Genomic DNA, 20,706 nt, shown 5'->3' with positions numbered 1-20,706 from the left:
ACTCCAGGGTGTACGTGAGGAAGAAAATGCCATGACCGATGTAGCGCTCGCTTCGCCCCTCCCTGAAGTCCCCCCTTCGATCCAGCAGTTGCTTGCCCAGTTGAACCTTGCCTACCGACCCACCCCGGCGACGACGCGCCAGCCGCAGGCGAATCGGGTGCATACGGTGCTCCTGAGCGACAGCGTCGGCATGCTGCTGGTGCTGCTGCCCGAGGATCAGTTGCTGGATCTGCGCCGGCTGGTGGAATTCACCGGGCGGCAGCTGGCGGTGGTGGCGCCGGAGCGGCTGATGCGCACCCTCGAGCGCTACGAACTGGATGTCCTGCCAGGGCTGCCGTCGCTGACCAATTCCCCCTGCCTGTATGACGAGCGCCTGCTGGATGCGCCCCGGCTGCTGCTGGAATCCGGTGAGCGCTCGCTGCTACTGGAAGTTGAAACATCTGACTATAGGCGCCTGCTGAATCAGGCCACCGCCGGCAGCTTCGGCATCCCGGCGGCCGGTATCCAGCCCAATCTGCGGCAACCGGAGCGCGACGAGGCGGAAATTCTCCATGCCGCCACCGCCTTCACCGCGCGACGCATCCGGCAGCGCCTGGAAGAGACGCTGGAAATCCCGCCGCTGTCCAAGACCGCGGAAAAGGTCATCAAGCTGCGGGTCGACCCCGACGCCACGGTGGACGACCTGGCCAATGTGGTGGAGACAGATCCGGCGCTGGCGGCCCAGGTGATCAGCTGGGCCGCCTCGCCCTACTATGCCGCGCCTGGCAAGATCCGCTCGGTGGAAGATGCCATCGTGCGGGTGCTGGGCTTCGACCTGGTGATCAACCTGGCCCTGGGCCTGGCCCTGGGCAAGACCCTGAGCCTGCCCAGCGACCAGGCGCAGAACGAGACGCCCTACTGGAAGCAGGCCATCTACACCGCCGCCCTGATCGAGGGCCTGGCGCGCGCCATGCCGCGTGCGGAGCGACCGGAGATGGGCCTGGCCTATCTCGGCGGCCTGCTGCACAACTTCGGCTATCTGGTGCTGGCCCACGTCTTTCCGCCGCACTTCTCGCTGATCTGCCGCCATCTGGAGGCCAACCGCCAGCTCGATCACCAGGTGGTCGAGCACCACCTGCTGGGCATCACCCGCGAGCAGATCGGCGCGGCCCTGATGCGCTGCTGGGAGATGCCCGAAGAGGTGGTGACGGCGCTGCGCTTCCAGGGCGATCCGGGCTACCAAGGCGAGCAGGCGGTCTATCCCAACCTGATCTTCCTCGCCGTGCAGCTGCTGCGTGCCGAGGGCATCGGCAACGGCCCGGCCCAGCCGATTCCCGACGACCTCTATGCGCGCCTGAGCATCGATCCGACCAAGGCGCGGGAATGCATGCAGAAGATCCTTGGCGCCGAAGCCGCCCTGCGCGAGCTGACCGGCCAGTTCAAGTAAGCCGCTGATCTGGCCCGGCGGTGCCCGCCGCCGGGCCAGACGCCAGACAACAAAAAACCCGCCGAGGCGGGTTTCCTGTTCAAGGGGCGATCAATTACTTGATCTTGCCTTCCTTGTACATGACATGCTTGCGCACGACCGGATCGAATTTCTTGATTTCGATCTTTTCGGGCTTGGTGCGCTTGTTCTTGTCAGTGGTGTAGAAGTGGCCGGTACCGGCACTGGAAATCAAACGGATCAATTCACGCATGACGAATCCCCTTAGAATTTTTCGCCGCGGCTACGCAGCTCGGACAGTACGGTTTCGATACCGCGCTTGTCGATGATACGCATGCCCTTGGCAGAAACGCGCAGACGCACGAAGCGCTTCTCGGATTCTACCCAGAAACGGTGGTGCTGCAGATTCGGCAGGAAACGACGACGGGTTTTGTTGTTAGCGTGGGAAACGTTGTTCCCAGTAATCGGACCCTTACCGGTTACTTGGCAAACTCTCGACATGGCTCAGCCCTCATAAACCTCATGCCAAACCCGGCATGGGTTGGCCGCTTGTAACTGTATTGATTCCTGTTTTGACGGGGAGAGCCGGCAAATGCCGGGGACCTGAAGCGGCCATACCCCGAAAAAAGAGCGCTGTTTTATACCAGAAGTACTCTGGCATAACAAGGTAGGGCGACGGATGAAATGCCCGCACACCGGGCGCTATGCGAGCCCGGCCGGAATGCCAACCGTTCGTCGGTCAGAAGCATTGTGACGGACGGACGGGTGGTCTAGTTTAGAGCGACTGCCATTTTCAATCCACGTCCGTCAGACGACCGCCCGCGGCGCCCGTCAGCCGTTGCCAGCCACCCGGGCGCCGTTTGCCCACTTCGGATCCACAAGGAATCGTTCTATGCGTCTCGCCGCCTTGCCTCTGCTCTTCGCGCCCCTGCTGGCGCAGGCCGCCACGCTCAGCGTCTGTACCGAAGCCAGTCCGGATGGATTCGACGTGGTGCAGTACAACTCCCTGACCACCACCAATGCCTCGGCCGACGTGCTGATGAATCGCCTGGTGGAATACGACGCCAGCGAAGCCAAGCTGGTGCCGAGCCTGGCGCAGAGCTGGACGGTATCGAGCGACGGCCTGACCTATGATTTCGCCCTGCGGCCGGACGTGAAGTTTCACCACACCGACTACTTCACTCCCAGCCGTACCCTGACCGCCGACGACGTGGTGTTCAGCTTCCAGCGCATGCTGGAAAAGGATCACCCCTGGCACGCGGTGGCCAAGAGCGGCTATCCCCATGCCCAGTCGATGCAGTGGCCCAAGCTGATCAAGAGCGTGGAAAAGACCAGTGACCTCGGCGTGCGCATCGTGCTCAACAGCCCGGACGCCACCTTTTTGTCGACCCTGAGCATGGGCTTCGCCTCCATCTATTCCGCCGAATACGCCGAGCAGTTGCTCAAGGCCGGCAAGACCGCCCAGCTCAATGACGAACCCATAGGCACCGGTCCCTTCGTCTTCAAGCGCTACCAGAAGGATGCCGCGGTGCGCTACGCCGCCAATCCGGACTACTTTGCCGGCAAGCCCAAGCTGGATGGGCTGATCTATGCCATCACCCCGGATTCGGCGGTGCGCCTGCAGCGACTCAAGCGCGGCGAGTGCCAGATCGCCCTGTCGCCCAAGCCCCAGGATCTGCAGAGCGCCCAGGAGGACAAGAGCCTGCAGGTGCTGCAGACGCCGGCCTTCATGACCGCCTTCGTCGGCATCAACACCAGCCATCCGCCGCTGGACAACATCAAGGTGCGCCAGGCCATCAACCTGGCGTTCGACAAGCAGAGCTATCTGAAGGCGGTGTTCCAGGACACCGCGGTGGCCGCCGACAACGTCTATCCGCCCACCACCTGGGGCTATGCCAAGGACGTGCCGGCCTACCCCTATGACCCGGCCAAGGCCAAGACGCTGCTGGCCCAGGCGGGCCTCAAGGACGGCTTCAAGACCACCATCTGGACGCGCCCCAGCGGCAGCCTGCTCAATCCCAATCCGCAACTGGGTGCCCAGATGCTGCAGGCCGACCTGAAGAAGATCGGCGTCGATGCGCAGATCCAGGTGATCGAGTGGGGCGAACTGATCCGCCGCGCCAAGACCGGCGAGCACGACCTGCTGTTCATGGGCTGGGCCGGCGACAACGGTGATCCGGACAACTACTTGACGCCGCAATTCTCCTGCGCCTCGGTGCAGTCGGGGCTGAATTTCGCCCGCTATTGCGACAAGACCCTGGATGGCGCCATCAGCAAGGGCAAGACCCTGTCCGACCAGATGGCACGCGCCACGGTGTATCACCAGGCGCAGCGCATCATCCACGACCAGGCGCTGTGGCTGCCGCTGGCGCACCCGACGGTGACGGTGCTGGCCAATAAAGGCGTCGAGGGCTATCAGCCCAATCCCTTCGGCCGCCAGGACTTCAGCAAGGTCAGCGGCGGTCGCTAGGACCGCCTGTAGCCCGACCGCCCGGGCGCGATGAGCGGGCCGTAGCCAGTCCTAGCGCCAGGGCCGGCCGTCGGTACGCTCGACCTGCCTGACCTTCTGCTGGATGGCGGCGCGCGCCAGCATGTGGGCGCTGACCGGCGCGGTGATGAAGATGAACAGGGCGATCAGCAGTTCGTGCAGGCTGAGGCCCTCGCCCTGGACGCTGAAGAACAGCATCGAGGCGACGATGGTGCTGCCCACGCCCAGGGTGGTGGCCTTGGTCGGACCGTGCAGGCGCATGAAGAAGTCCGGCAGCCGGTACAGGCCGATGGCGCCGATAAGGGCGAAGCTGCTGCCGATGAGCAGCAGGGCGCAGATCAGGAGTTCGAGCCAGAAGGGCATGGATTTTCCTCTCTAGAAGCTGTTCATGATCTTGCGAGCTAGAGCCAAGCAAGGCGAAAAGACTTGAGGAAGCGGATCGGACTCGCGCCCGAGTTTACGAATGGTAAATGAGCATTCCGAAAGTCTTTTCAACGCCGCTTGGCCGACGCGCAGCTGATCAGGGATAGGTTCTCAGTCGATGATTTCGCCATGCAGCATGTGCTTGCCCAGCGCCACGGTGCCGACGAAGCCGGTCACGGCGATGAGCAGCGCCGCTTCGAAGAAGACGTCGGTGGCCAGCCAGATGCCGAACAGGATGATGATCGCCAGGACATTGATATAGAGCGTATCCAGCGCCAGCACCCGATCCGGGATGTCCGGTCCCTTCACCAGGCGATAGACGTTGAGGACGGCGGCCACGCCCATCATCCCCATACACAGCAGGGTCACGTAGGTGAGCATTCGAAGATCTCCTTGAGCGGGGCTTCATAGCGCGTCTTGACCTGGCGGATCACCTCGTCCTTGTCCGCGACATCGAGACCGTGCAGCAGCAGGGTCTTGCGATCGCCGCTGAGGCCGGACGAAACGGTGCCGGGGGTGAGGGACACCACGCAGGCGAGCAGGGTGAGCAGGAATTCGTCCTCGATGTCGATGGGGACCTCGATGAACGCCGGCTTGAGCGCCTCGGTCCGGCCCAGCACCAGCCGCGCGACGTGCAGATTGGCGACGATGATGTCGTACAGCACCATCAGCATGTAGCGCAGCAGGAGCAGGGGACGGCGCAAGCGAGGGGCGTGCAGCAGGAAGTCCTGGCAGAGCAACGGGATGCCCCAGCCGAGCAGCAGGCCCAGCAGCAGCTGGCCGAGACTCAGGCTGTTGTTGAGCAGCAGCCAGGTTAGGGTCAGCAGGACGGTAAGCAGCGGGTGTGGCAGCAGGCGCCAGCGCTTCATGGGCCAACCCCCTGGACGATGTCAAAGTAGGGTGCGACGTCCAGCAGTTGCCGGGCGGTCTCCAGGACATAGCCATGCAGCGGCGCCGCCAGCGCCATCAGCAGCGGGCTGCCCAGCAGCAGGCCGAGGGTGGCGGCGAGCTGGACGGGATCGAGGCGCACGTCCAGGGTCGCGCCCTTGCCGCGCCAGAACAGCGTGGTCCCGGCACGAGACAGGGCGATGAGCATGCCCAGCCCGCCGAGCAGCACCACCGGCCAGATGATCAGTGCCGGCCAGGCGGTACCGGTGGCCTGCAAGAGCATCACCTTGCCGAGAAAGCCGGGGAAGGGCGGCAGGCCGGCAACGGAGATCGCCCCGAGAAAGAACAGGCCGCCGAGCAACCGTGGATGACGTAGCGGCGGACCGCTCTTGAGCAGGTCGCCTTGCCCGCCACGCTGCTGGGCGATGAGATCCGCCAGCAGGAACAGGGCGCCGGCGATCCAGGTGCTGTGGACCAGATAGAACAGCGTGGCGGCCAAGCCGGAGACGCTGCCCAGGGCCACGCCGGTCAGCAGCATACCCACCGAGATGACCACCAGGTAGCCGAGCAGGGCCTTGAGATGGTGGGCGGCCAGGGCACCGAATACGCCGGCGGCCAGGGTGACCGCCGCCAGTGGCCAGAGCCAGGGCAGCACGTAGTGGGCCAGGGGCCCGGCGGCCGCGCCGAACACCAGCAGGAAGACGCGGACGATGGCGTAGAGCCCGACCTTGGTCATGATGGCGAACAGGGCGGCGACCGGCGCACTGGCCGCCGAATAGGCGCTGGGCAGCCAGAAGTACAGCGGCAGGATGGCGCCCTTGAGGCCGAATACCACCAGCAGCAGGAAGCCCGCGGCGGCCAACAGGGGCGCGCGCTCGGGGTCGGCGCTGGCGACCCTCAGGCCGAGGTCGGCCAGGTTCAGGGTACCGAGCAGGCCGTAGAGCAGGCCGATGCCGATCAGGAACAGCGCCGAGCCCGCCAGGTTGAGCACCACGTAGTGCAGGCCGGCGCGTACCCGCGCGGGGCCGGCGCCGTGCACCAGCAGGGCATAGGAGGCGATCAGCAGGATCTCGAAGAAGACGAAGAGATTGAACAGGTCGCCGGTGAGGAAGGCGCCGTTGATACCCAGCAACTGGAACTGGAACAGCGCGTGGAAATCCGGACCGCGCGCGTCGTCGCCGCGGCAGGCGTAGAGCGCCGCGCCCGCGGCCAGTACGGCGACGGTAGACAGCATCAGCGCGGCCAGGCGATCCAGCAGCAGGACGATGCCGAAGGGCGCCGGCCAGTCGCCGAGGGCATAGACCTCCAGTTGGCCGCTGCCGGCCCGCTGCAGGAGCAGCAGCGCCAGTGGCAGCAGGGTCGCGGTGGCGAGCAGCGATAGCCGGCGCGCGGTACGGGCGGACAGCCGCGGGCGCATGAGCAGGAGGGCGCCCATGAACAGCGGCACGAGGATCGGCAGGATGATCAGGTGCTTCATCGGCGCGGCTCCTCGCCATCCACGTGGTCGGTGCGCAATTCGCCCAGGGCACGCAGCGACAGGGCGACCACGAAGGCGGTCATGGCGAAGCCGATGACGATGGCGGTGAGCACCAGCGCCTGGGGCACCGGATCGGCCTGCTCGGCGGCCTTGCCGATCACCGCCGGCACGCCGGTGCGCAGGCGGCCCATGGCGAACAGGAAGAGGTTGACCGCGTAGGAGAGCAGGGTGAGGCCGAGCACCACCGGATAGAGGCGCGCCCGGAGCAGCAGGTACACGCCGCTGGCGGTGAGCACCCCGAGGGCCGTGCAGAACAGGATCTCCATGCTAGAGCACCTCCTGGCTGGAGCCGTCCGTGTCCTTCTCGTCCCGGCTGACGTGGCCCAGGTTGGAGAGGATCAGGAGGGTGGCGCCGACGACGGCGAGGTAGACCCCGAGATCGAAGATCAGCGCGGTGGCCAGTTCGGTCTTGCCGATCAGGGGGATGGCGAAGTAGTCGAAGGCGGTGGTCAGGAAGGGCCGGCCGAACGCCAGCGAGCCCAACCCGGTGAGGGCGGCGATCAGGACCCCGAGGCCGCAGAGGGCGTGGTAGCTGATCGGCAGGCGGCGCTGGGTCCAGGTCACGCCATGGGCCACGTACTGCAGGATCAGAGCGATGGCGGTGATCAGGCCGGCGATGAAGCCGCCACCCGGCAGGTTGTGGCCACGCACGAAGATGAAGGCCGATACCAGCAGCGCCAGCGGCAGCAGCACCCGGGCCACGTTGTTGAGGATCATCGGATGGCTGTCGCGCGACCAGGGCGTGCCCTTGGGGTCGACCAGCGGATGCGGCAGGTGCAGGTGCTTGAGCAGGCCATAGACGCCCGCCGCGGCGATGGCCAGCACGGTGATCTCGCCGAGGGTGTCGAAGCCGCGGAAGTCCACCAGGATGACGTTGACCACGTTGTAGCCACCGCCACCGGACACCGAGTTGGCCAGGAAGAAGTCGCCAATGCCGGTATAGGGCCGGGTGAGCACGGCATAGGCCAGCAGCGCCACCAGCAGCCCCAGGCCGCCGGCCAGCAGGACGTCGCGCAGGCCGCGCAGGCTGCTGGATTCGATGGGGGTGCGATCGGGCATGAAGAACAGCGCCAGCACCAGCAGGATGATGGTCACCACCTCCACCGACAACTGCGTCAGCGCCAGGTCGGGCGCCGAATAGCGGGCGAACAGCAGCGAGACGATCAGCCCCACGGTGCTCAGGGTCATCAGCGCCTTGAGTCTATTGCGGTGGAAGAACACCGTCAGCACCGCGGTCAGCATCAGGATGCCCAGGCCCAGGGCGGTGAGCGGATCGAAGGGCGACAGGGCCACCGGGCCGTGAAGGCTGTCCAGGCCGGACAGCGCCGCCACCAGCAGCACCAGGGTGGCAGCCAGCATCAGCGCGATATAGCCCTGCAGCGAGCCGCTTTCCAGGCCGAGGGTCAGGCGTTGGGCGAAGCCAGTCAGCCGACTCATGCTCTTCTCGAAGACCTGGAGGGCATCGATGTCGGGCAGGCCCTGCTGCCAGCGGAACAGCGGCTGGCGGAAGGCATAGACCAGCACGCCGCCGACCATGGCGACGAGGCTCATCACCAGGGCGGTGTTGAAGCCGTGCCAGATGGACAGGCTGTAGTCGGGCAGACTGCCGCCGAGGGCGGCGCTGGCCCCGGCGGCCAGCAGCGGCGCCACGGTGTAGCCCGGCACCACGCCCACCAGCAGGCAGAGCAGCACCAGGATCTCCACCGGGATCTTCATGTAGCGCGGCGGTTCGTGGGGCGGATAGTGAGGCAGGTCGCGCGGTTCGCCGTTGAAGAAGACGTCGTGGATGAAGCGCAGCGAATAGGCCACCGAGAAGACCCCGTAGAGCACCGCCACCGCCGGCACGATCCAGCTGAAGCTGCCGAACAGGCCGTGGTTGAGGGTCTCGTTGAAGAACATCTCCTTGCTCAGGAAGCCGTTGAGCAGCGGCACCCCGCCCATGGCCGCGGCGGCGACCATGGCCAGCACCGCGGTGTGCGGCATGTAGCGCCAGAGTCCGGCCAGGCGGCGCATGTCGCGGCTGCCGGTCTCGTGGTCGATGATGCCGGCGGCCATGAACAGCGAGGCCTTGAAGGTGGCGTGGTTGAGGATGTGGAACACCGCCGCCACGGTGGACAGCTGGGTGTCGAGGCCGAACAGCAGGGTGATCAGGCCCAGGTGGCTGATGGTGGAGTAGGCCAGCAGGCCTTTAAGGTCGTGCTGGAACAGCGCCAGGATGGCGCCCACCACCAGGGTGGTGAGGCCGGTGAGGGTGACGATGTAGAACCACCATTCCGAATCGGCCAGTGCCGGATAGAGCCGCGCCAGCAGGAAGACTCCGGCCTTGACCATGGTCGCCGAGTGCAGGTAGGCCGAGACCGGCGTCGGCGCGGCCATGGCCTGGGGCAGCCAGAAGTGGAAGGGGAATTGTGCGGACTTGGTGAAGACACCGAGCAGCACCAGGATCAGCGCCAGCGGATAGAGGGCATGGCCGGTGATCAGCGGGCCGGCGGCGAGGACGTCGGTGAGCTCGAAGCTGCCGACGATATGGCCGAGCAGGAGGATGCCGGCGAGCAGGGCCAGGCCGCCGCCGCCGGTGACGGTCAGCGCCATGCGCGCGCCCTGGCGGGCTTCCTTGCTGTGGCTCCAGAAGCCGATCAAGAGGAAGGACGACAGGCTGGTCAGCTCCCAGAACACCATCAGCAGCAGCAGATTCTCCGCCAGCACCACGCCCAGCATGGCGCCCATGAACAAGAGCAGGTAGGCGAAGAAGCGCCCGACCTTTTCATCCTTGCTCAGGTAATAGGTGGCATAGAGGATCACCAGCAGGCCGATGACCAGGATCATCAGCGCGAACATCAGCCCCAGGCCGTCCAGGCGCAGGCTGAGATTCAACCCCAGCGCCGGTAACCAGTCGACCCGGTGCAGCAGCACGGCGCCGTCCAGGACCGCGGGCAGCTGCGTGGCCAGCAGGGCCAGGGCCAGGGCGGGGGCCACGGCGGTGCCCAGGGCGCAGGCGCGCCGGCCGAAGCGATCGGTCGCCAGCGACAGCAGTGTTCCCAGGAAGGGCAACGCGATGATCAGCGCCAATACCATGCCTGCATCCTTTAGCTGAGCCGCCTCACGGCGGTTGGTAGATGGGGCTCCCTCAGACCTCGAGCGGCATTCGATCCCTCCACGCGGCGATCGCCTGAATGGCGAAAGGCGCAGAAATCGATGTTCGAGTTTCGTACAAGAACAGAAGGTTTAATAACCTAAGGTGATAATAAAAGAGAGACCACAAAATCCTAGCCCCGTCTCCCTTACAAAATATTAGGAAACAGCCAGGCAGCGTCCAGCACAGGACGCAAACGTCCGACGGGCGCTGTTCGGGTCTCACTGAGACCTCTGGGACGGGCTTTTGCTCAGATCTGTGCGGAGGAGGGCTACCCGGTGCGGTGCCCAAGGCACCGCACCGGGTAGCGGAAGAAAAAACCCGACACGCCAAAGGAGCAAGAGAACACGCGTGTCGGGGGTAAGCGCCGGCGGTTAGCGCGCCGGCGCGGGGGAAGCGTTGCCCTGGGCGAGACGGGTGGGTTGCACGTCCCAGCCGCCACCCAGGGCCTTGTAGAGGGCGACGATGCCGCGATAGAGCTCGATTTCGCCCTGGGCCTGCTGGTCTTCGGCGGCCAGGCGTTCGCGCTGGGCGTCGAGCAGCACCAGGAAGTCGGTACCCCCCTCGCGGTAGCGGATCTCGGCCTGGTCGGCGGCGGCGCGGCTGGCCACCGACTGGCGGATCAGCGCCTGCAGGCGCTCCTGGCGACGGCCATAGTCGCTGAAGGCGTTGGCACTCTCTTCCAGGGCGGTCAGCACCTGCTGCTCGTAGTTGGCCAGGGCCTCGTCGGAGCCGGCGCGGGCGCCGCGCAAGCGGGCGCGGACGCTGCCCAGGTCGAAGGCCGCCCAGCTGATGCTCGGGCCAAGGCCCCAGGCGCGGGCGGCACTGCTGCCGATCTGCGAGCCGCGTCCGGCGGTAAAGCCGAGAAAGCCCGAGAGACTGACCTGCGGGAAGAGGTCGGCGGTGGCCACGCCAACGTCGGCGGTGGCGGCGGCCAGCCGGCGTTCGGCGGCCGCCACGTCCGGCCGGCGGCGCAGCAGCTCGCCGGGATCGCCGATGGGCAGGCGCTTGACGATGGCCGGCAGGGCCTTGGGCGCGAGATCCACGCTCAGCGCATCGGGACGCTGGCCGAGCAGGGTGGCGATGCGATTGCGCGCGCGGGTGGCCTGGGCCTGGAATTCCGGCAGGCTGGCTTCGGTGGCGGCCAGGCGTGCCTCGCTGCGCTGCACGTCCAGGTCGCTGCCCATGCCTTCGTCCCTCAGGGTCACGGTCAGGCGGCGCGCCTCGCGCTGATTGCCCAGGTTGTCACGGGCGATGCGTTCGCGCAGTTGGGCGCCGCGCAGGTCGCCATAGGCGTCCACCAGTTCGGCGATCAGGCTGACCTGCAGGCCGGCGAGGTCGGAGGCCGCGGCTTCGGCGCGGGCATCGCTGGCTTCCAGGGTATGGCGGACGCGACCGAACAGGTCCAGCTCCCAGGCCATGTCCAGGCCCAGGTCATAGCGGTCGCTGTTGACCCGCTGTTCGGTGAAGCCGGGCTGCTGGGCCTTGCCGAGCTGGCTGCTGGCGCGACTGGTGACCGTGGGATAGAGATCGTTGGCGTCGTCGTCGCGCAGGGCGCGGGCGGCACGCAGCCGGCCGAAGGCCGCGCGCAATTCGCGGTTGCCGTCCAGGCTGCTGGCGACCAGGGCGTTGAGGGTCGGGTCCTCGAACTGGCGCCACCAGAGCGTCTCGAAGCGACCCTGGTCATAGACCGCGGGCTGCTGGCTGGCCTTGAGTTGCGCGGGCGCCTGCTCGGGCGCCTGGTAGTGCGGACCGACGGCGCAGGCGGAGACCGCCAGCGCCAGCAGCAGGGGAGCGAAAGCCTTCATGCCTGGGCCTCCTGGGCAACGGCGGAGCGGGCCTGGCGACGCTCCACGAAGGCGCGTACCAGCACATAGAACAGCGGCGTGAGCAGCAGGCCGAAGAAGGTCACCCCGAGCATCCCGGAGAACACCGCGACGCCCATGGCATGGCGCATCTCGGCGCCGGCACCGGTCGAGGTCACCAGGGGCACCACGCCCATGATGAAGGCGAAGCTGGTCATCAGGATGGGTCTCAGGCGCAGGCGGCAGGCCTCCAGCACCGCGGCGACGCGGTCCTTGCCGGTGGCCTGCTGGTCCTTGGCGAACTCGACGATGAGGATTGCGTTCTTGCACGCCAGGCCCACCAATACGATCAGGCCGATCTGGGTGAAGATGTTGTTGTCGCTGCCGGCCAGGATCACCCCGGTGATGGCCGAGAGCAGGGTCATGGGCACGATCAGGATCACCGCCAGCGGCAGACTCCAGCTCTCGTACTGGGCGGCCAGCACCAGGAAGGCCAGCAGCACGCAGAGCGGGAACACCAGCAGGGCGGTATTGCCGGAGAGGATCTGCTGGTAGGTCAGCTCGGTCCACTCGAAGGTCATGCCGTTGGGCAGCTCCTGCTTGAGCAGCCCCTCGATGGCCGCCTGGGCCTGGCCGGAGCTGTAGCCCGGGGCCGGCGCGCCGTTGATCTCGGCGGTCAGGAAGCCGTTGTAGTGCATCACCCGATCGGGGCCGGCGGTGTCGCTGATCTTGACGAAGGTGGACAGGGGCACCATCTCGCCGCGGTCGTTGCGCACCTTGAGCTGGCCGATCTGCTCGGGCTCCAGGCGGAAGCGCTGGTCGGCCTGGACGTTGACCTGGAAGGTACGGCCGAAGCGGTTGAAGTCATTGGCGTAGACCGAGCCCAGATAGGCCTGCAGGGTGTCGAAGATGGCGTCGATGGGCACGCCGTGGGTCTTGGCCTTCTCGCGATCGATGTGGGCATCGATCTGCGGCACGTTGACCTGGTAGCTGGTGAACAGCGACTCCGGCGCCAGCTCCGGCAGCTGCCGCGCCTTGGCCAGCACGCTCTGGGTCTGGGCGTAGAGCTCTTCGTAGCCCAGGTTGCCGCGGTCCTCCACCTGCAGGCGGAAGCCGCCGATGCTGCCCAGCCCCTGCACCGGTGGCGGCGGGAAGATGGCGATGATGGATTCCTGGATGGCGGCGAATTCGCCGTTCAGCTGGGCGGCGATGGCGCCAGCCGACAGCGAGGGATCACGGCGCTCCTCGAAGGGCTTGAGGGTCACGAAGACGATGCCGCTGTTGGGGCTGTTGGTGAAGCCGTTGATGGACAGGCCCGGGAAGGCCACGGTGCTTTCCACGCCCGGATGCTTGAGGGCGATGGCCGACATGCGGCGGATGACCTCTTCGCTGCGATCCAGGGTGGCGGCGTCGGGCAGCTGGGCGAAGGCCACCAGGTACTGCTTGTCCTGGGGCGGCACGAAGCCGGTCGGCGTCTTCACCAGCCCCAGGCCGGTCAGGCCCAGCAGCACCACATAGAGCACCAGCACGATGGAGCCACCGCGCAGCACCCGGCGCACGGCGCCGACGTAGCCGTGGCTGGCTTTTTCGAAGAAGCGGTTGAAGGGGGCGAACAGCCAGCCACCGAACAGCCGGTCGAGCAGGCGCGAGAAGCGGTCCTTGGGCGCGTCGTGGCCCTTGAGCAGCACCGCGGCCAGGGCCGGCGACAGGGTCAGGGAGTTGAAGGCCGAGATCACCGTGGAGATGGCGATGGTCAGGGCGAACTGGCGATAGAACTGCCCGGTGAGACCGGAGATGAAGGCGGTCGGCACGAACACCGCGCAGAGCACCAGGGCGGTGGCGATGATGGGCCCGGTCACCTCGCCCATGGCGCGCCGGGTGGCGGCCACCGGATCGAGGCCGAGGCCGATGTTCCGTTCGACGTTTTCCACCACCACGATGGCGTCGTCCACCACGATGCCGATGGCCAGCACCAGGCCGAACAGCGACAGCGCATTGAGCGAGAAGCCGAAGGCGTGCATCACCGCGAAGGTGCCGATCAGTGACACCGGCACCGCCGCCAGCGGAATGATCGAGGCGCGCCAGGTCTGCAGGAACAGGATCACCACCAGCACCACCAGGATGATGGCTTCGAACAGGGTGTGCACCACGGCCTCGATGGAGCCGCGCACGAAGATGGTCGGGTCGTAGACGATCTCGTAGTCCATGCCCTGGGGGAAGCCCTGCTTGAGCTCGGCCATCTTGGCGCGCACCTGGTTGGACAGGTCGATGGCATTGCTGCCGGGGCGCTGGAAGATCGGGATGGCCACCGCCGGCTGGTTGTTCAGCAGGGATCTCAGGGCGTACTGGTTGGAGCCCAGTTCGATGCGGGCGATGTCGCGCAGCCGGGTGATCTGGCCGTCGCTGCCGGCGCGCACGATGATGTTGGCGAATTCCTCCTCATCCACCAGGCGGCCCTGGGTGTTGATGGCCAGCTGGAAGCTGGTGCTGCCGGGGCCGGCGGCGCGCCGAGGGCACCGGCGGCGACCTGGCGATTCTGCTCGCGGATGGCGGTGACCACGTCGCTGGCGGTCAGGCCGCGCGAGGCGACCTTGTCCGGATCGAGCCAGACGCGCAGGGAATAGTCGCCCATGCCGAACAGCTGGACATCGCCCACGCCGTCCAGTCGCGCCAGTTCGTCCTTGACGTTGATCAGGGCGTAGTTGGACAGATAGAGCATGTCGTAGCGCTGATCCGGCGAGGTCAGGTGCACGACCATCGCCAGGTCCGGCGAGGCCTTGTCGGCGGTCACGCCGAGGCGCTGCACCTCTTCCGGCAGCTTGGGCAGGGTGCGGGTGACGCGATTCTGCACCTGCACCTGGGCGGTATCCAGGTTGGTGCCCAGGGCGAAGGTGATGGTCAGGGTCAGCTTGCCGTCGGCGGTGGACTGGGACGACAGGTAGAGCATGTGCTCCACGCCGTTCATGGCCTGCTCCAGGGGCGCGGCGACGGTCTCGCCGATCACCTTGGGGTTGGCGCCGGGAAAGGTGGCGCGCACCACCACGGTGGGCGGGACCACCTCGGGGTATTCGCTGATCGGCAGCTGGAACAGCGAGATGGCCCCGCCGATCAGGATGATCAGCGAGAGCACGGCGGCGAAGATCGGCCGGCGGATGAAGAACTGGGAGAAGTTCATCGGAGCAGTCCTTGAGCGAAAGGCGTGCAGAGGCGCAGCCATCCCGGCCATGGGCCGCTCCTACAGGCACGGACGCCATCGTGGGAGCGGTCCATGACCGCGATACCGCGATGCCTGGACGGGAGAAAGTCTGAAACGGGACGGGGTGGAGCCTGGAATCTAGCGGCTACCCACCTTGAGCGGCTGGGTAGGCGCCGGCAGGCTGGCGAGGACCGCGTCACGCTGGCGCTTGAGGGCAGCCAGGGTGGTGGCATCGGCCATGGGCACCGACTGGGCGTCGACGGTCATGCCCGGGCGCACCCGCTGCAGGCCGTTGACCACGATGCGATCGCCGGCTTCCAGCCCCTTGCGCACGATGCGCAGGCCTTCCAGGCGCGGACCCAGGTCGACGGTGCGATAGGCCGTCTTGCTCTGGCCATCCACCACCAGCACGAATTTCTTGCCCAGGTCGGTGCCCACGGCGGCGTCCTGGATCAGAGTACCGTCGTAGGTGCCGCTGCCCACCAGGCGCAGCCGGGCATAGAGCCCCGGGGTGAAGCGACCGTCGGCGTTGTCGAACACGGCGCGACCATGGATGGTGCCGGTGCGCGGATCGAGCTGGTTGTCCATGAAGTCCATGTGGCCTTCATGGGAGAAGTCGTCCTCGTTGGACAGCGCCATGTAGACCGGGCTGGCCGTACCGCGCTGACCCTGGCGGGCCAGGGCCTGCTGCTTGAGGAAGACACGCTCGTCGGCGTCGAAATAGGCATAGACCTTGTCGGTGGAGACCAGGGTGGTGAGGCGGGTGTCGCCGGCGTTGACCAGGTTGCCGGCGGTCACCTCGGCGCGGCCGACGCGCCCGTCGATGGCGGCGCGGACCTCGGTGAAGCCCAGATTCAGGCGCGCGGCATCCAGTTGTGCCTGGGCGGCGGCGACGCTGGCCTTGGCTTCTTGGGCGGCGCTGCGGCGAGCCTCGACGATTTCCGCGGAGATGGCGTTGCTGCTGCGCAGGCGTTCGCCGCGGGCGGCTTCGTCGGCGGTGCGACTGGCGCTGGCGCGGGCCTGTTGCAGCTCGGCTTCGAGGCGCTTGACCTCGGCCTGGAAGGGGCGCGGATCGATCTGCAGCAGCAAGTCGCCACGCTTGACCCGGGCACCCTCGTGGAAGAGCACGCGGTCGACGTAGCCGGAGACGCGCGGACGGACCACCACGGACTCGGGCGCTTCCAGGCGGCCGGTCACCTCGTCCCATTCCACCACCGGCTGGCGTAGCACCTCGGCGGCGCTTACCTTGGGCGCGGGCGGCGCGGCGCTGGCCTGGGGATGGGAATCGCCGCAGGCGGCAAGCAGCAGCGTAGAGGTCAGGGCCAGGGGGCCGAGGGTTTTCGCGAAGAGATCCATGTTCGAGTCCGCCCGAGGTGGAAAGAGGTCAGGGAGGCGAGTCTGCCGCCGCGCAAGGGCGACGACGAATCGAAGGGCTCGAACTTATTTATCGATGATGGTGATGGTTTTGCCGTAGGTATCGCTGCCGGTGATGGCGCTCAGTGTAGAGTTGCAGCCTAGAGCGCTTCAGCTCGGCTTTCGCCCTGGGCTAGAGTGGCAGGGCTGCAGACCCTGTCCTTGCCCATGCGCGCCGCGACGGTCTCCAGGCTCCGGCCGAGATCCCGCTGCAGGAGGATGACGATGTTGCTATCTAGCCACGCCCTGGTATTGATCACTGCGCTACTGGCCAGCGCGGCAACGGCCGCCCAGCCGGTCTTGCCGACGCCCGCGCCTGCTCATTCTAAATACCTGTTCCTGGCCGGCAACGGGGGAGCCGGCGGTGCAGGTGGCGCAGGCGGTAGCGGCGCGCTACCGGGCAAGGGGGGTAGCGGGGGACAGGGCGGTGCCGCCGGGCCTGGCGGCGTTCCTGGCGCCAAAGGTGCGGACGGTGCCGAGGGAATCGTTATCCCTGATCGTCGGACGCATCGCGGCGGCCAGAGGCACGACACTGGCGGGCGCTAGAGACTGTCCGGATCGCCAATGAACATCTGGATGCGCGACCTCAGCCAGCGCTCGCCGGGATCGTGATCCTGGGCGCCGCTCCAGGCCATCGGCAATTCATGGCTGCCGTCGCGCAGCTCTTCCGGCGGGTCCTCGTACCTCAGGCCACCGGTGCTGGCCAGCAGGCGCGCGGTGTAGTCCGGCACCATCACCAGCAGATCGGTTTCCGCCAGCAGCGACCCCAGGCCGTTGAACTGGGGCACCGCCAGCACCACCCGGCGCTGGCGGCCGAGCTTGTCGAGCAATTCGTCGATATAGCCGGTGAGATCGCCGGCATAGGACACCAGGGCATGGGGGCGGGCGCAGTATTCGTCCAGGGTCAGGCGCCCGGGCTTACTGTCGGCGCGCAGCACCTTGAAGCCGAAGCGGCGCACCGGCCGGCGCTTGGCATTGGCCGGCAATTCCTCGGTATAGCCCACCGCCACGGTGATCTCGCCGGAGGCCAGCATGCCGGCGGCGGTCAGGTAATTCATCCGCCGCACCACCAGGGTGGTGCCGGGTGCCTCGATGCGGATGCGCCTGAGCAGCGGCGGCAGCAGGGCGAATTCGACGTCGTCGGACAGGCCGACGCGAAATACCCGGTCGGCGCTGGCCGGCTCGAAACTCTGGGTGCGGCTCACCGCGCTGGAGATCTGGTCCAGTGCCGGCGACAGCAGGGCGGCGATCTCCTGGGCCCGCGGGGTGGGTTCCATGCTGCGCCCGGTGCGGACGAACAGCGGATCGTCGAACAGGGTGCGCAGCCGCGCCAGGGCGGCGCTGATCGCCGGCTGGCCAAGAAACAGCTTTTCCGCAGCACGGGTGACGCTGCGCTCGAGCATCAGGGTCTCGAACACGATGAGCAGGTTGAGGTCGACGCGACGCAGATCGGTACGGTTCATTCAGGCCCCGGCAGGGAGTGGATCGATACCCCCGATGTCCATTATCGATGGGGATGCATAGAATCCTAAGGGAAGGCTGGTTAGAGTCCTAGTCATAGCAGTCCGCCTCGGCAAACGTCCCGGGGTTGGCATCAACGCGAGGTAATGCCATGTCCCGCCTGATCCAGTTCACCGAATTCGGCCCGCCGGAGGTGCTCGCCTGCATCGACCGACCCACGCCCGTGGCGGGTCCCGGCGAGGTGCTGGTGCGGGTCCAGGCCATCGGCGTGAGCTGGTACGACGTGCTCTGGCGGCAGAATCTGGCCCCCGAGCAGGCCGTGCCGCCAGCCGGTCTCGGCTGCGAGCTGGCCGGGGTGGTCACCGCCCTGGGCGAGGGCGTGGCCGACCTGGCGGTGGGCGATCGCGTGGCCAGCTTCCTGGGCCACGACATCAATCGCTACCCGGCCTATGGCGACGACCTGGTCTATCCGGCCACCTCCCTGGTGCGCTACCCGGACGTGCTCACCCCGGTGGAAGCCGCGGTGCACTACAACCCGCTGCTCACCGTCTACACCGCGCTGATGCACCAGGCCCGGCTGCAACCGGGCGAATGGGTGCTGATCACCGATGCCAGTCGCTGCTGCGGCCCGGCCTCCATCCAGCTGGCCAAGGCCCTGGGTGCCCGGGTCATCGCCAGTACCCACGATGCCGGCGACCGTGACTACCTGCGGGAGCTGGGTGCGGAAAGGGTCATCGCCGCCGAGGAAGAGGATCTGGTTAGTCGCATCGCCAGCATCACCGACGGCGTCGGCGTGCACGTCGCCCTGGATGCCCTGGGCGGTCCGCAACTGGCGCTGCTCGGCGAGGCCATGGCGCCCCGCGGCCGGCTGCTGCTCTACGGCCTCAACGGGGGCAACCAGACCCCGCTGCCGGCCTGCGCGGCCTTCAAGAAGAAATTCAAGCTCTACATCCACTGCGTGCAGGACTTCACCGGCCAGCCGGAGATGGGCCTGGAAGCCGATTGCGCCGCGGTGCGCGAAGCCCTGCAGCACATCGACCAGCTGACCCGCGATCGCCTGCTCAAGGCGCAGATCAAGCAGGTGTTTCCCTTCGAGCAGTTCGTCGAGGCCCACCGCTGCATGGAGCAGTGCCCAACTCGGGGCCGCGTCGTCCTCAGCGTCGAGTGATGTGCCGATAATAAAAAACCCACGCCTTGGCGTGGGTTTTTTTCATGGCCGCTCGGCCTAGGCGGCGGCTTTCTTCTGCAGCGGCGGCGTGGCGCGGTTGACCCGCGTCTTGGCGCCGAAGAAGGCCACGCTGAGGAAGTGCAGCGGACTGATCCGTTCCAGCACCAGCTTGAGCGCCACCGGCAGGAACAGGCCCATGACCATGCTGACGGTAAAGACTACCCAGACGTCGTGCACCTGCAGCTTGTTCAGCACGATGCGCGCACCGGCGGTGCCGAAGACGTGGAACAGGTAGATCTCGAAGGAGAAGTAGCCCAGCCAGGCCAGCGGCTTGAAATAGAAGCGGCGGGCGATCAGCAGGCTGATGGCGGCGAGCCCCAGGGCAGTGCCCACCACGGCCATGTCGCCTTCGTCGAGATCGACCAGCTCGAACAGGTAGGCCTGGTCGATCGCCACCAGGATCACCAGGGCCACGGCCATGGTCACGACATTGCGTTGGGTGATGAGCTGCGCGCCGAAGCGGTAGAGACCCAGCCCCAGCAGGAAGAAGGGAAACAGCTGCACCGCCTTGTAGAGGCTAAACAGGTCCGGGAAGCTCTCCCAGGCGAAGGACGCCGCCAGGGCCACGGCGAACACCAGGCCGAAGTTGCGCAAGGTCAGCAGCAGCCCGGCCTTCTCCAGCAGGGCGATCACCACGAAGATGCAGAAGATCGACTGCAGGAACCAGAAGTGTGCGTAGCTGAAGAAGTAGATGCTGAAAATATCGGTCAGCTGCGGCTTGTAGTTCGTGTTGGGCACCGCCATCTGCAAGGCGAAGAACAGCGTCGACACCACCAGCAGGGGAATGCCGATGCGTTTGAACTTGCCTTGGTAGAAGCGCGACAGGTCGCTGCCGGTATTCACCGGGCGCAGCGCATAAACGTAGCCGGAGATGGCGGTGAACAGCGGCATCCGGACATAGACGAGGGAATCGTAGAGATAGCGCAGCACCGATTCGTCGGGCACCTTCATGCCCAGGGTCGACGAACTGCCGATGACATGGCCCGCTACCATCAGAAACAGCGCCAGTCCGCGAATCGTCTCGATGCGCAGATCCTTTTCAGGCGTGGTCTTGGTCATGCTGAGTCCTCTGTACTAGCTAAGCGAGACAGCGTTTCCACGGGAGTGGGAAAGGATGTCGGCGCATCAGATCATCTGAGCCCGGTGAGCTTAGGCTAGTTCGTTAGCTTCCTTGCGGTAAGGGCGGGAAAAGCCCGGCTTTTCTTGCGCTGCATCACTTTTCTGTGAATCGATTCCTGGAAGTGTGAACTTGCAACGGCTGCGAACGGCGTTGATTAAGGTGGCATTGTGCCAGGCTTAAGGTGTTCTTAAGCCAATCTGCGGTAGGGCGAAGGCGGCCGGTCAGGCCGCCCCAGAGAGCACCTAGACGAACGCCTTGCCGTCCAGAATCGCCTTGCGCCAGCGGGAGATGCGCACCTCACCCGGCAAACCGGCGCTGGTGAAGGGATCGCGGGCGATGAAGGCTTCCGCCTCGGCGCGGGTTTCCACATCGACGATGTAGACGCTGCCGCTGGCGGTCTCGCCATCGTCACTGAGCTTGGCGCCGCAGGCCAGCAGGGCCGCGGCGTTCTCGCGCAGGAAATCCAGGTGGGCCGGGCGATGCTGCTGGCGCAGGGCCAGGCTGTCCGGCTTGTCGAAGGTCTCGATCAGAAAAGGCATGGCAGGCTCCGAGAGGGGCGACGGCCCCGGTGGCCGCCGCTGGCGCAGGGTG

The 20,706-nt window shown here is 66.5% G+C and carries 16 protein-coding genes and 1 pseudogene; 3 read left to right on the top strand and 14 right to left on the bottom strand.

The features are described from left to right. The first annotated feature begins 31 nt into the window (after nucleotides 1-31). Entirely contained in the window at nucleotides 32-1,426 is a 1,395-nt protein-coding gene (locus BGI51_RS06140; protein ID WP_187980595.1) for an aminoacyl-tRNA deacylase and HDOD domain-containing protein, read from the top strand. 94 nt (nucleotides 1,427-1,520) lie between these two features. On the opposite strand, the gene rpmG is transcribed toward BGI51_RS06140, so the two are convergent. Then, nucleotides 1,521-1,676 (bottom strand): 50S ribosomal protein L33, encoded by a 156-nt coding sequence (gene rpmG / locus BGI51_RS06135; RefSeq protein WP_007159904.1) that lies wholly within the window; start codon nucleotides 1,674-1,676, stop codon nucleotides 1,521-1,523. 11 nt (nucleotides 1,677-1,687) lie between these two features. Beyond that, the gene (rpmB, locus tag BGI51_RS06130) at nucleotides 1,688-1,924 is read right to left on the bottom strand and encodes a 50S ribosomal protein L28 (RefSeq protein WP_007159903.1); all 237 of its coding nucleotides are present in this window, start codon (nucleotides 1,922-1,924) and stop codon (nucleotides 1,688-1,690) included. A 391-nt stretch (nucleotides 1,925-2,315) separates the two neighbouring features. Between rpmB and BGI51_RS06125 the strand changes: the two genes are divergently transcribed. After that, a complete protein-coding gene (locus tag BGI51_RS06125; protein ID WP_187980594.1) occupies nucleotides 2,316-3,893 on the top strand; it encodes an ABC transporter substrate-binding protein in 1,578 nt (525 codons plus the stop codon). Between the two features lie 51 nt (nucleotides 3,894-3,944). Here the strand turns inward: BGI51_RS06125 and BGI51_RS06120 are convergent, their stop codons facing one another. From BGI51_RS06120 to BGI51_RS06075, 10 genes and pseudogenes are all read right to left on the bottom strand, one after another. Continuing rightward, the gene (locus BGI51_RS06120; protein WP_133860017.1) at nucleotides 3,945-4,274 is read right to left on the bottom strand and encodes a Na+/H+ antiporter subunit G; all 330 of its coding nucleotides are present in this window, start codon (nucleotides 4,272-4,274) and stop codon (nucleotides 3,945-3,947) included. A gap of 171 nt (nucleotides 4,275-4,445) precedes the next feature. Beyond that, on the bottom strand, nucleotides 4,446-4,715 hold the full coding sequence (locus BGI51_RS06115) for a K+/H+ antiporter subunit F (RefSeq protein ID WP_133860016.1): 270 nt from the start codon (nucleotides 4,713-4,715) through the stop codon (nucleotides 4,446-4,448). Beyond that, nucleotides 4,700-5,203, bottom strand: a complete 504-nt coding sequence (locus BGI51_RS06110; RefSeq protein ID WP_187980593.1) for a Na+/H+ antiporter subunit E — start codon at nucleotides 5,201-5,203, stop codon at nucleotides 4,700-4,702. Before BGI51_RS06110 ends, BGI51_RS06115 begins: the two co-directional genes overlap by 16 nt. Beyond that, nucleotides 5,200-6,699 (bottom strand): monovalent cation/H+ antiporter subunit D, encoded by a 1,500-nt coding sequence (locus tag BGI51_RS06105; protein WP_187980592.1) that lies wholly within the window; start codon nucleotides 6,697-6,699, stop codon nucleotides 5,200-5,202. Before BGI51_RS06105 ends, BGI51_RS06110 begins: the two co-directional genes overlap by 4 nt. Next, nucleotides 6,696-7,025, bottom strand: a complete 330-nt coding sequence (locus BGI51_RS06100; protein ID WP_017642337.1) for a Na+/H+ antiporter subunit C — start codon at nucleotides 7,023-7,025, stop codon at nucleotides 6,696-6,698. Before BGI51_RS06100 ends, BGI51_RS06105 begins: the two co-directional genes overlap by 4 nt. A gap of 1 nt (nucleotide 7,026) precedes the next feature. After that, nucleotides 7,027-9,834 (bottom strand): monovalent cation/H+ antiporter subunit A, encoded by a 2,808-nt coding sequence (locus BGI51_RS06095; protein WP_187980591.1) that lies wholly within the window; start codon nucleotides 9,832-9,834, stop codon nucleotides 7,027-7,029. A gap of 432 nt (nucleotides 9,835-10,266) precedes the next feature. Next, nucleotides 10,267-11,700: an efflux transporter outer membrane subunit gene (locus BGI51_RS06090; protein WP_187980590.1), complete on the bottom strand. Its 1,434-nt coding sequence runs from the start codon at nucleotides 11,698-11,700 to the stop codon at nucleotides 10,267-10,269. Then, nucleotides 11,697-14,872 (bottom strand): annotated as a pseudogene (locus BGI51_RS06085) (efflux RND transporter permease subunit). The gene BGI51_RS06090 and the pseudogene BGI51_RS06085 overlap by 4 nt, the downstream one beginning before the upstream one ends. A 159-nt stretch (nucleotides 14,873-15,031) precedes the next feature. Beyond that, on the bottom strand, nucleotides 15,032-16,249 hold the full coding sequence (locus BGI51_RS06080) for an efflux RND transporter periplasmic adaptor subunit (protein WP_187980589.1): 1,218 nt from the start codon (nucleotides 16,247-16,249) through the stop codon (nucleotides 15,032-15,034). Between the two features lie 599 nt (nucleotides 16,250-16,848). Continuing rightward, the gene (locus tag BGI51_RS06075) at nucleotides 16,849-17,769 is read right to left on the bottom strand and encodes a LysR family transcriptional regulator (protein ID WP_027597405.1); all 921 of its coding nucleotides are present in this window, start codon (nucleotides 17,767-17,769) and stop codon (nucleotides 16,849-16,851) included. 149 nt (nucleotides 17,770-17,918) lie between these two features. Here BGI51_RS06075 and BGI51_RS06070 point away from each other — a divergent pair, with 149 nt between their 5' ends. Further along, a complete protein-coding gene (locus BGI51_RS06070; RefSeq protein ID WP_187980588.1) occupies nucleotides 17,919-18,935 on the top strand; it encodes a zinc-dependent alcohol dehydrogenase family protein in 1,017 nt (338 codons plus the stop codon). A 57-nt stretch (nucleotides 18,936-18,992) separates the two neighbouring features. On the opposite strand, the gene BGI51_RS06065 is transcribed toward BGI51_RS06070, so the two are convergent. Both BGI51_RS06065 and BGI51_RS06060 read right to left on the bottom strand, forming a co-directional pair. Continuing rightward, complete coding sequence (locus tag BGI51_RS06065; RefSeq protein WP_133860008.1) at nucleotides 18,993-20,054, bottom strand: acyltransferase family protein; 1,062 nt, start codon at nucleotides 20,052-20,054, stop codon at nucleotides 18,993-18,995. A 303-nt stretch (nucleotides 20,055-20,357) separates the two neighbouring features. Continuing rightward, nucleotides 20,358-20,654, bottom strand: coding sequence for a YciI family protein (locus tag BGI51_RS06060; RefSeq protein WP_187980587.1), 297 nt, complete (start codon nucleotides 20,652-20,654; stop codon nucleotides 20,358-20,360). Nucleotides 20,655-20,706 lie beyond the last annotated feature (52 nt).

It is taken from the genome of Pseudomonas oryzihabitans, assembly GCF_014522265.1.
Lineage (GTDB): Bacteria > Pseudomonadota > Gammaproteobacteria > Pseudomonadales > Pseudomonadaceae > Chryseomonas > Chryseomonas aestiva.
Note: the sequence above shows the minus strand (reverse complement) of the source record. Positions and strands in the feature narration are given on the sequence as shown.

Excerpts from the sequence above, each read along its gene's own strand:
- BGI51_RS06090 (WP_187980590.1), bottom strand. The coding sequence starts at position 11,700 with ATGAAGGCTTTCGCTCCCCTGCTGCTGGCGCTGGCGGTCTCCGCCTGC.
- BGI51_RS06140 (WP_187980595.1), top strand. The coding sequence starts at position 32 with ATGACCGATGTAGCGCTCGCTTCGCCCCTCCCTGAAGTCCCCCCTTCG.
- BGI51_RS06075 (WP_027597405.1), bottom strand. The coding sequence starts at position 17,769 with ATGAACCGTACCGATCTGCGTCGCGTCGACCTCAACCTGCTCATCGTG.
- BGI51_RS06060 (WP_187980587.1), bottom strand. The coding sequence starts at position 20,654 with ATGCCTTTTCTGATCGAGACCTTCGACAAGCCGGACAGCCTGGCCCTG.
- BGI51_RS06100 (WP_017642337.1), bottom strand. The coding sequence starts at position 7,025 with ATGGAGATCCTGTTCTGCACGGCCCTCGGGGTGCTCACCGCCAGCGGC.
- BGI51_RS06070 (WP_187980588.1), top strand. The coding sequence starts at position 17,919 with ATGTCCCGCCTGATCCAGTTCACCGAATTCGGCCCGCCGGAGGTGCTC.
- BGI51_RS06125 (WP_187980594.1), top strand. The coding sequence starts at position 2,316 with ATGCGTCTCGCCGCCTTGCCTCTGCTCTTCGCGCCCCTGCTGGCGCAG.
- rpmB (WP_007159903.1), bottom strand. The coding sequence starts at position 1,924 with ATGTCGAGAGTTTGCCAAGTAACCGGTAAGGGTCCGATTACTGGGAAC.
- BGI51_RS06110 (WP_187980593.1), bottom strand. The coding sequence starts at position 5,203 with ATGAAGCGCTGGCGCCTGCTGCCACACCCGCTGCTTACCGTCCTGCTG.
- BGI51_RS06105 (WP_187980592.1), bottom strand. The coding sequence starts at position 6,699 with ATGAAGCACCTGATCATCCTGCCGATCCTCGTGCCGCTGTTCATGGGC.
- BGI51_RS06120 (WP_133860017.1), bottom strand. The coding sequence starts at position 4,274 with ATGCCCTTCTGGCTCGAACTCCTGATCTGCGCCCTGCTGCTCATCGGC.
- BGI51_RS06080 (WP_187980589.1), bottom strand. The coding sequence starts at position 16,249 with ATGGATCTCTTCGCGAAAACCCTCGGCCCCCTGGCCCTGACCTCTACG.
- BGI51_RS06095 (WP_187980591.1), bottom strand. The coding sequence starts at position 9,834 with ATGGTATTGGCGCTGATCATCGCGTTGCCCTTCCTGGGAACACTGCTG.
- BGI51_RS06065 (WP_133860008.1), bottom strand. The coding sequence starts at position 20,054 with ATGACCAAGACCACGCCTGAAAAGGATCTGCGCATCGAGACGATTCGC.
- rpmG (WP_007159904.1), bottom strand. The coding sequence starts at position 1,676 with ATGCGTGAATTGATCCGTTTGATTTCCAGTGCCGGTACCGGCCACTTC.
- BGI51_RS06115 (WP_133860016.1), bottom strand. The coding sequence starts at position 4,715 with ATGCTCACCTACGTGACCCTGCTGTGTATGGGGATGATGGGCGTGGCC.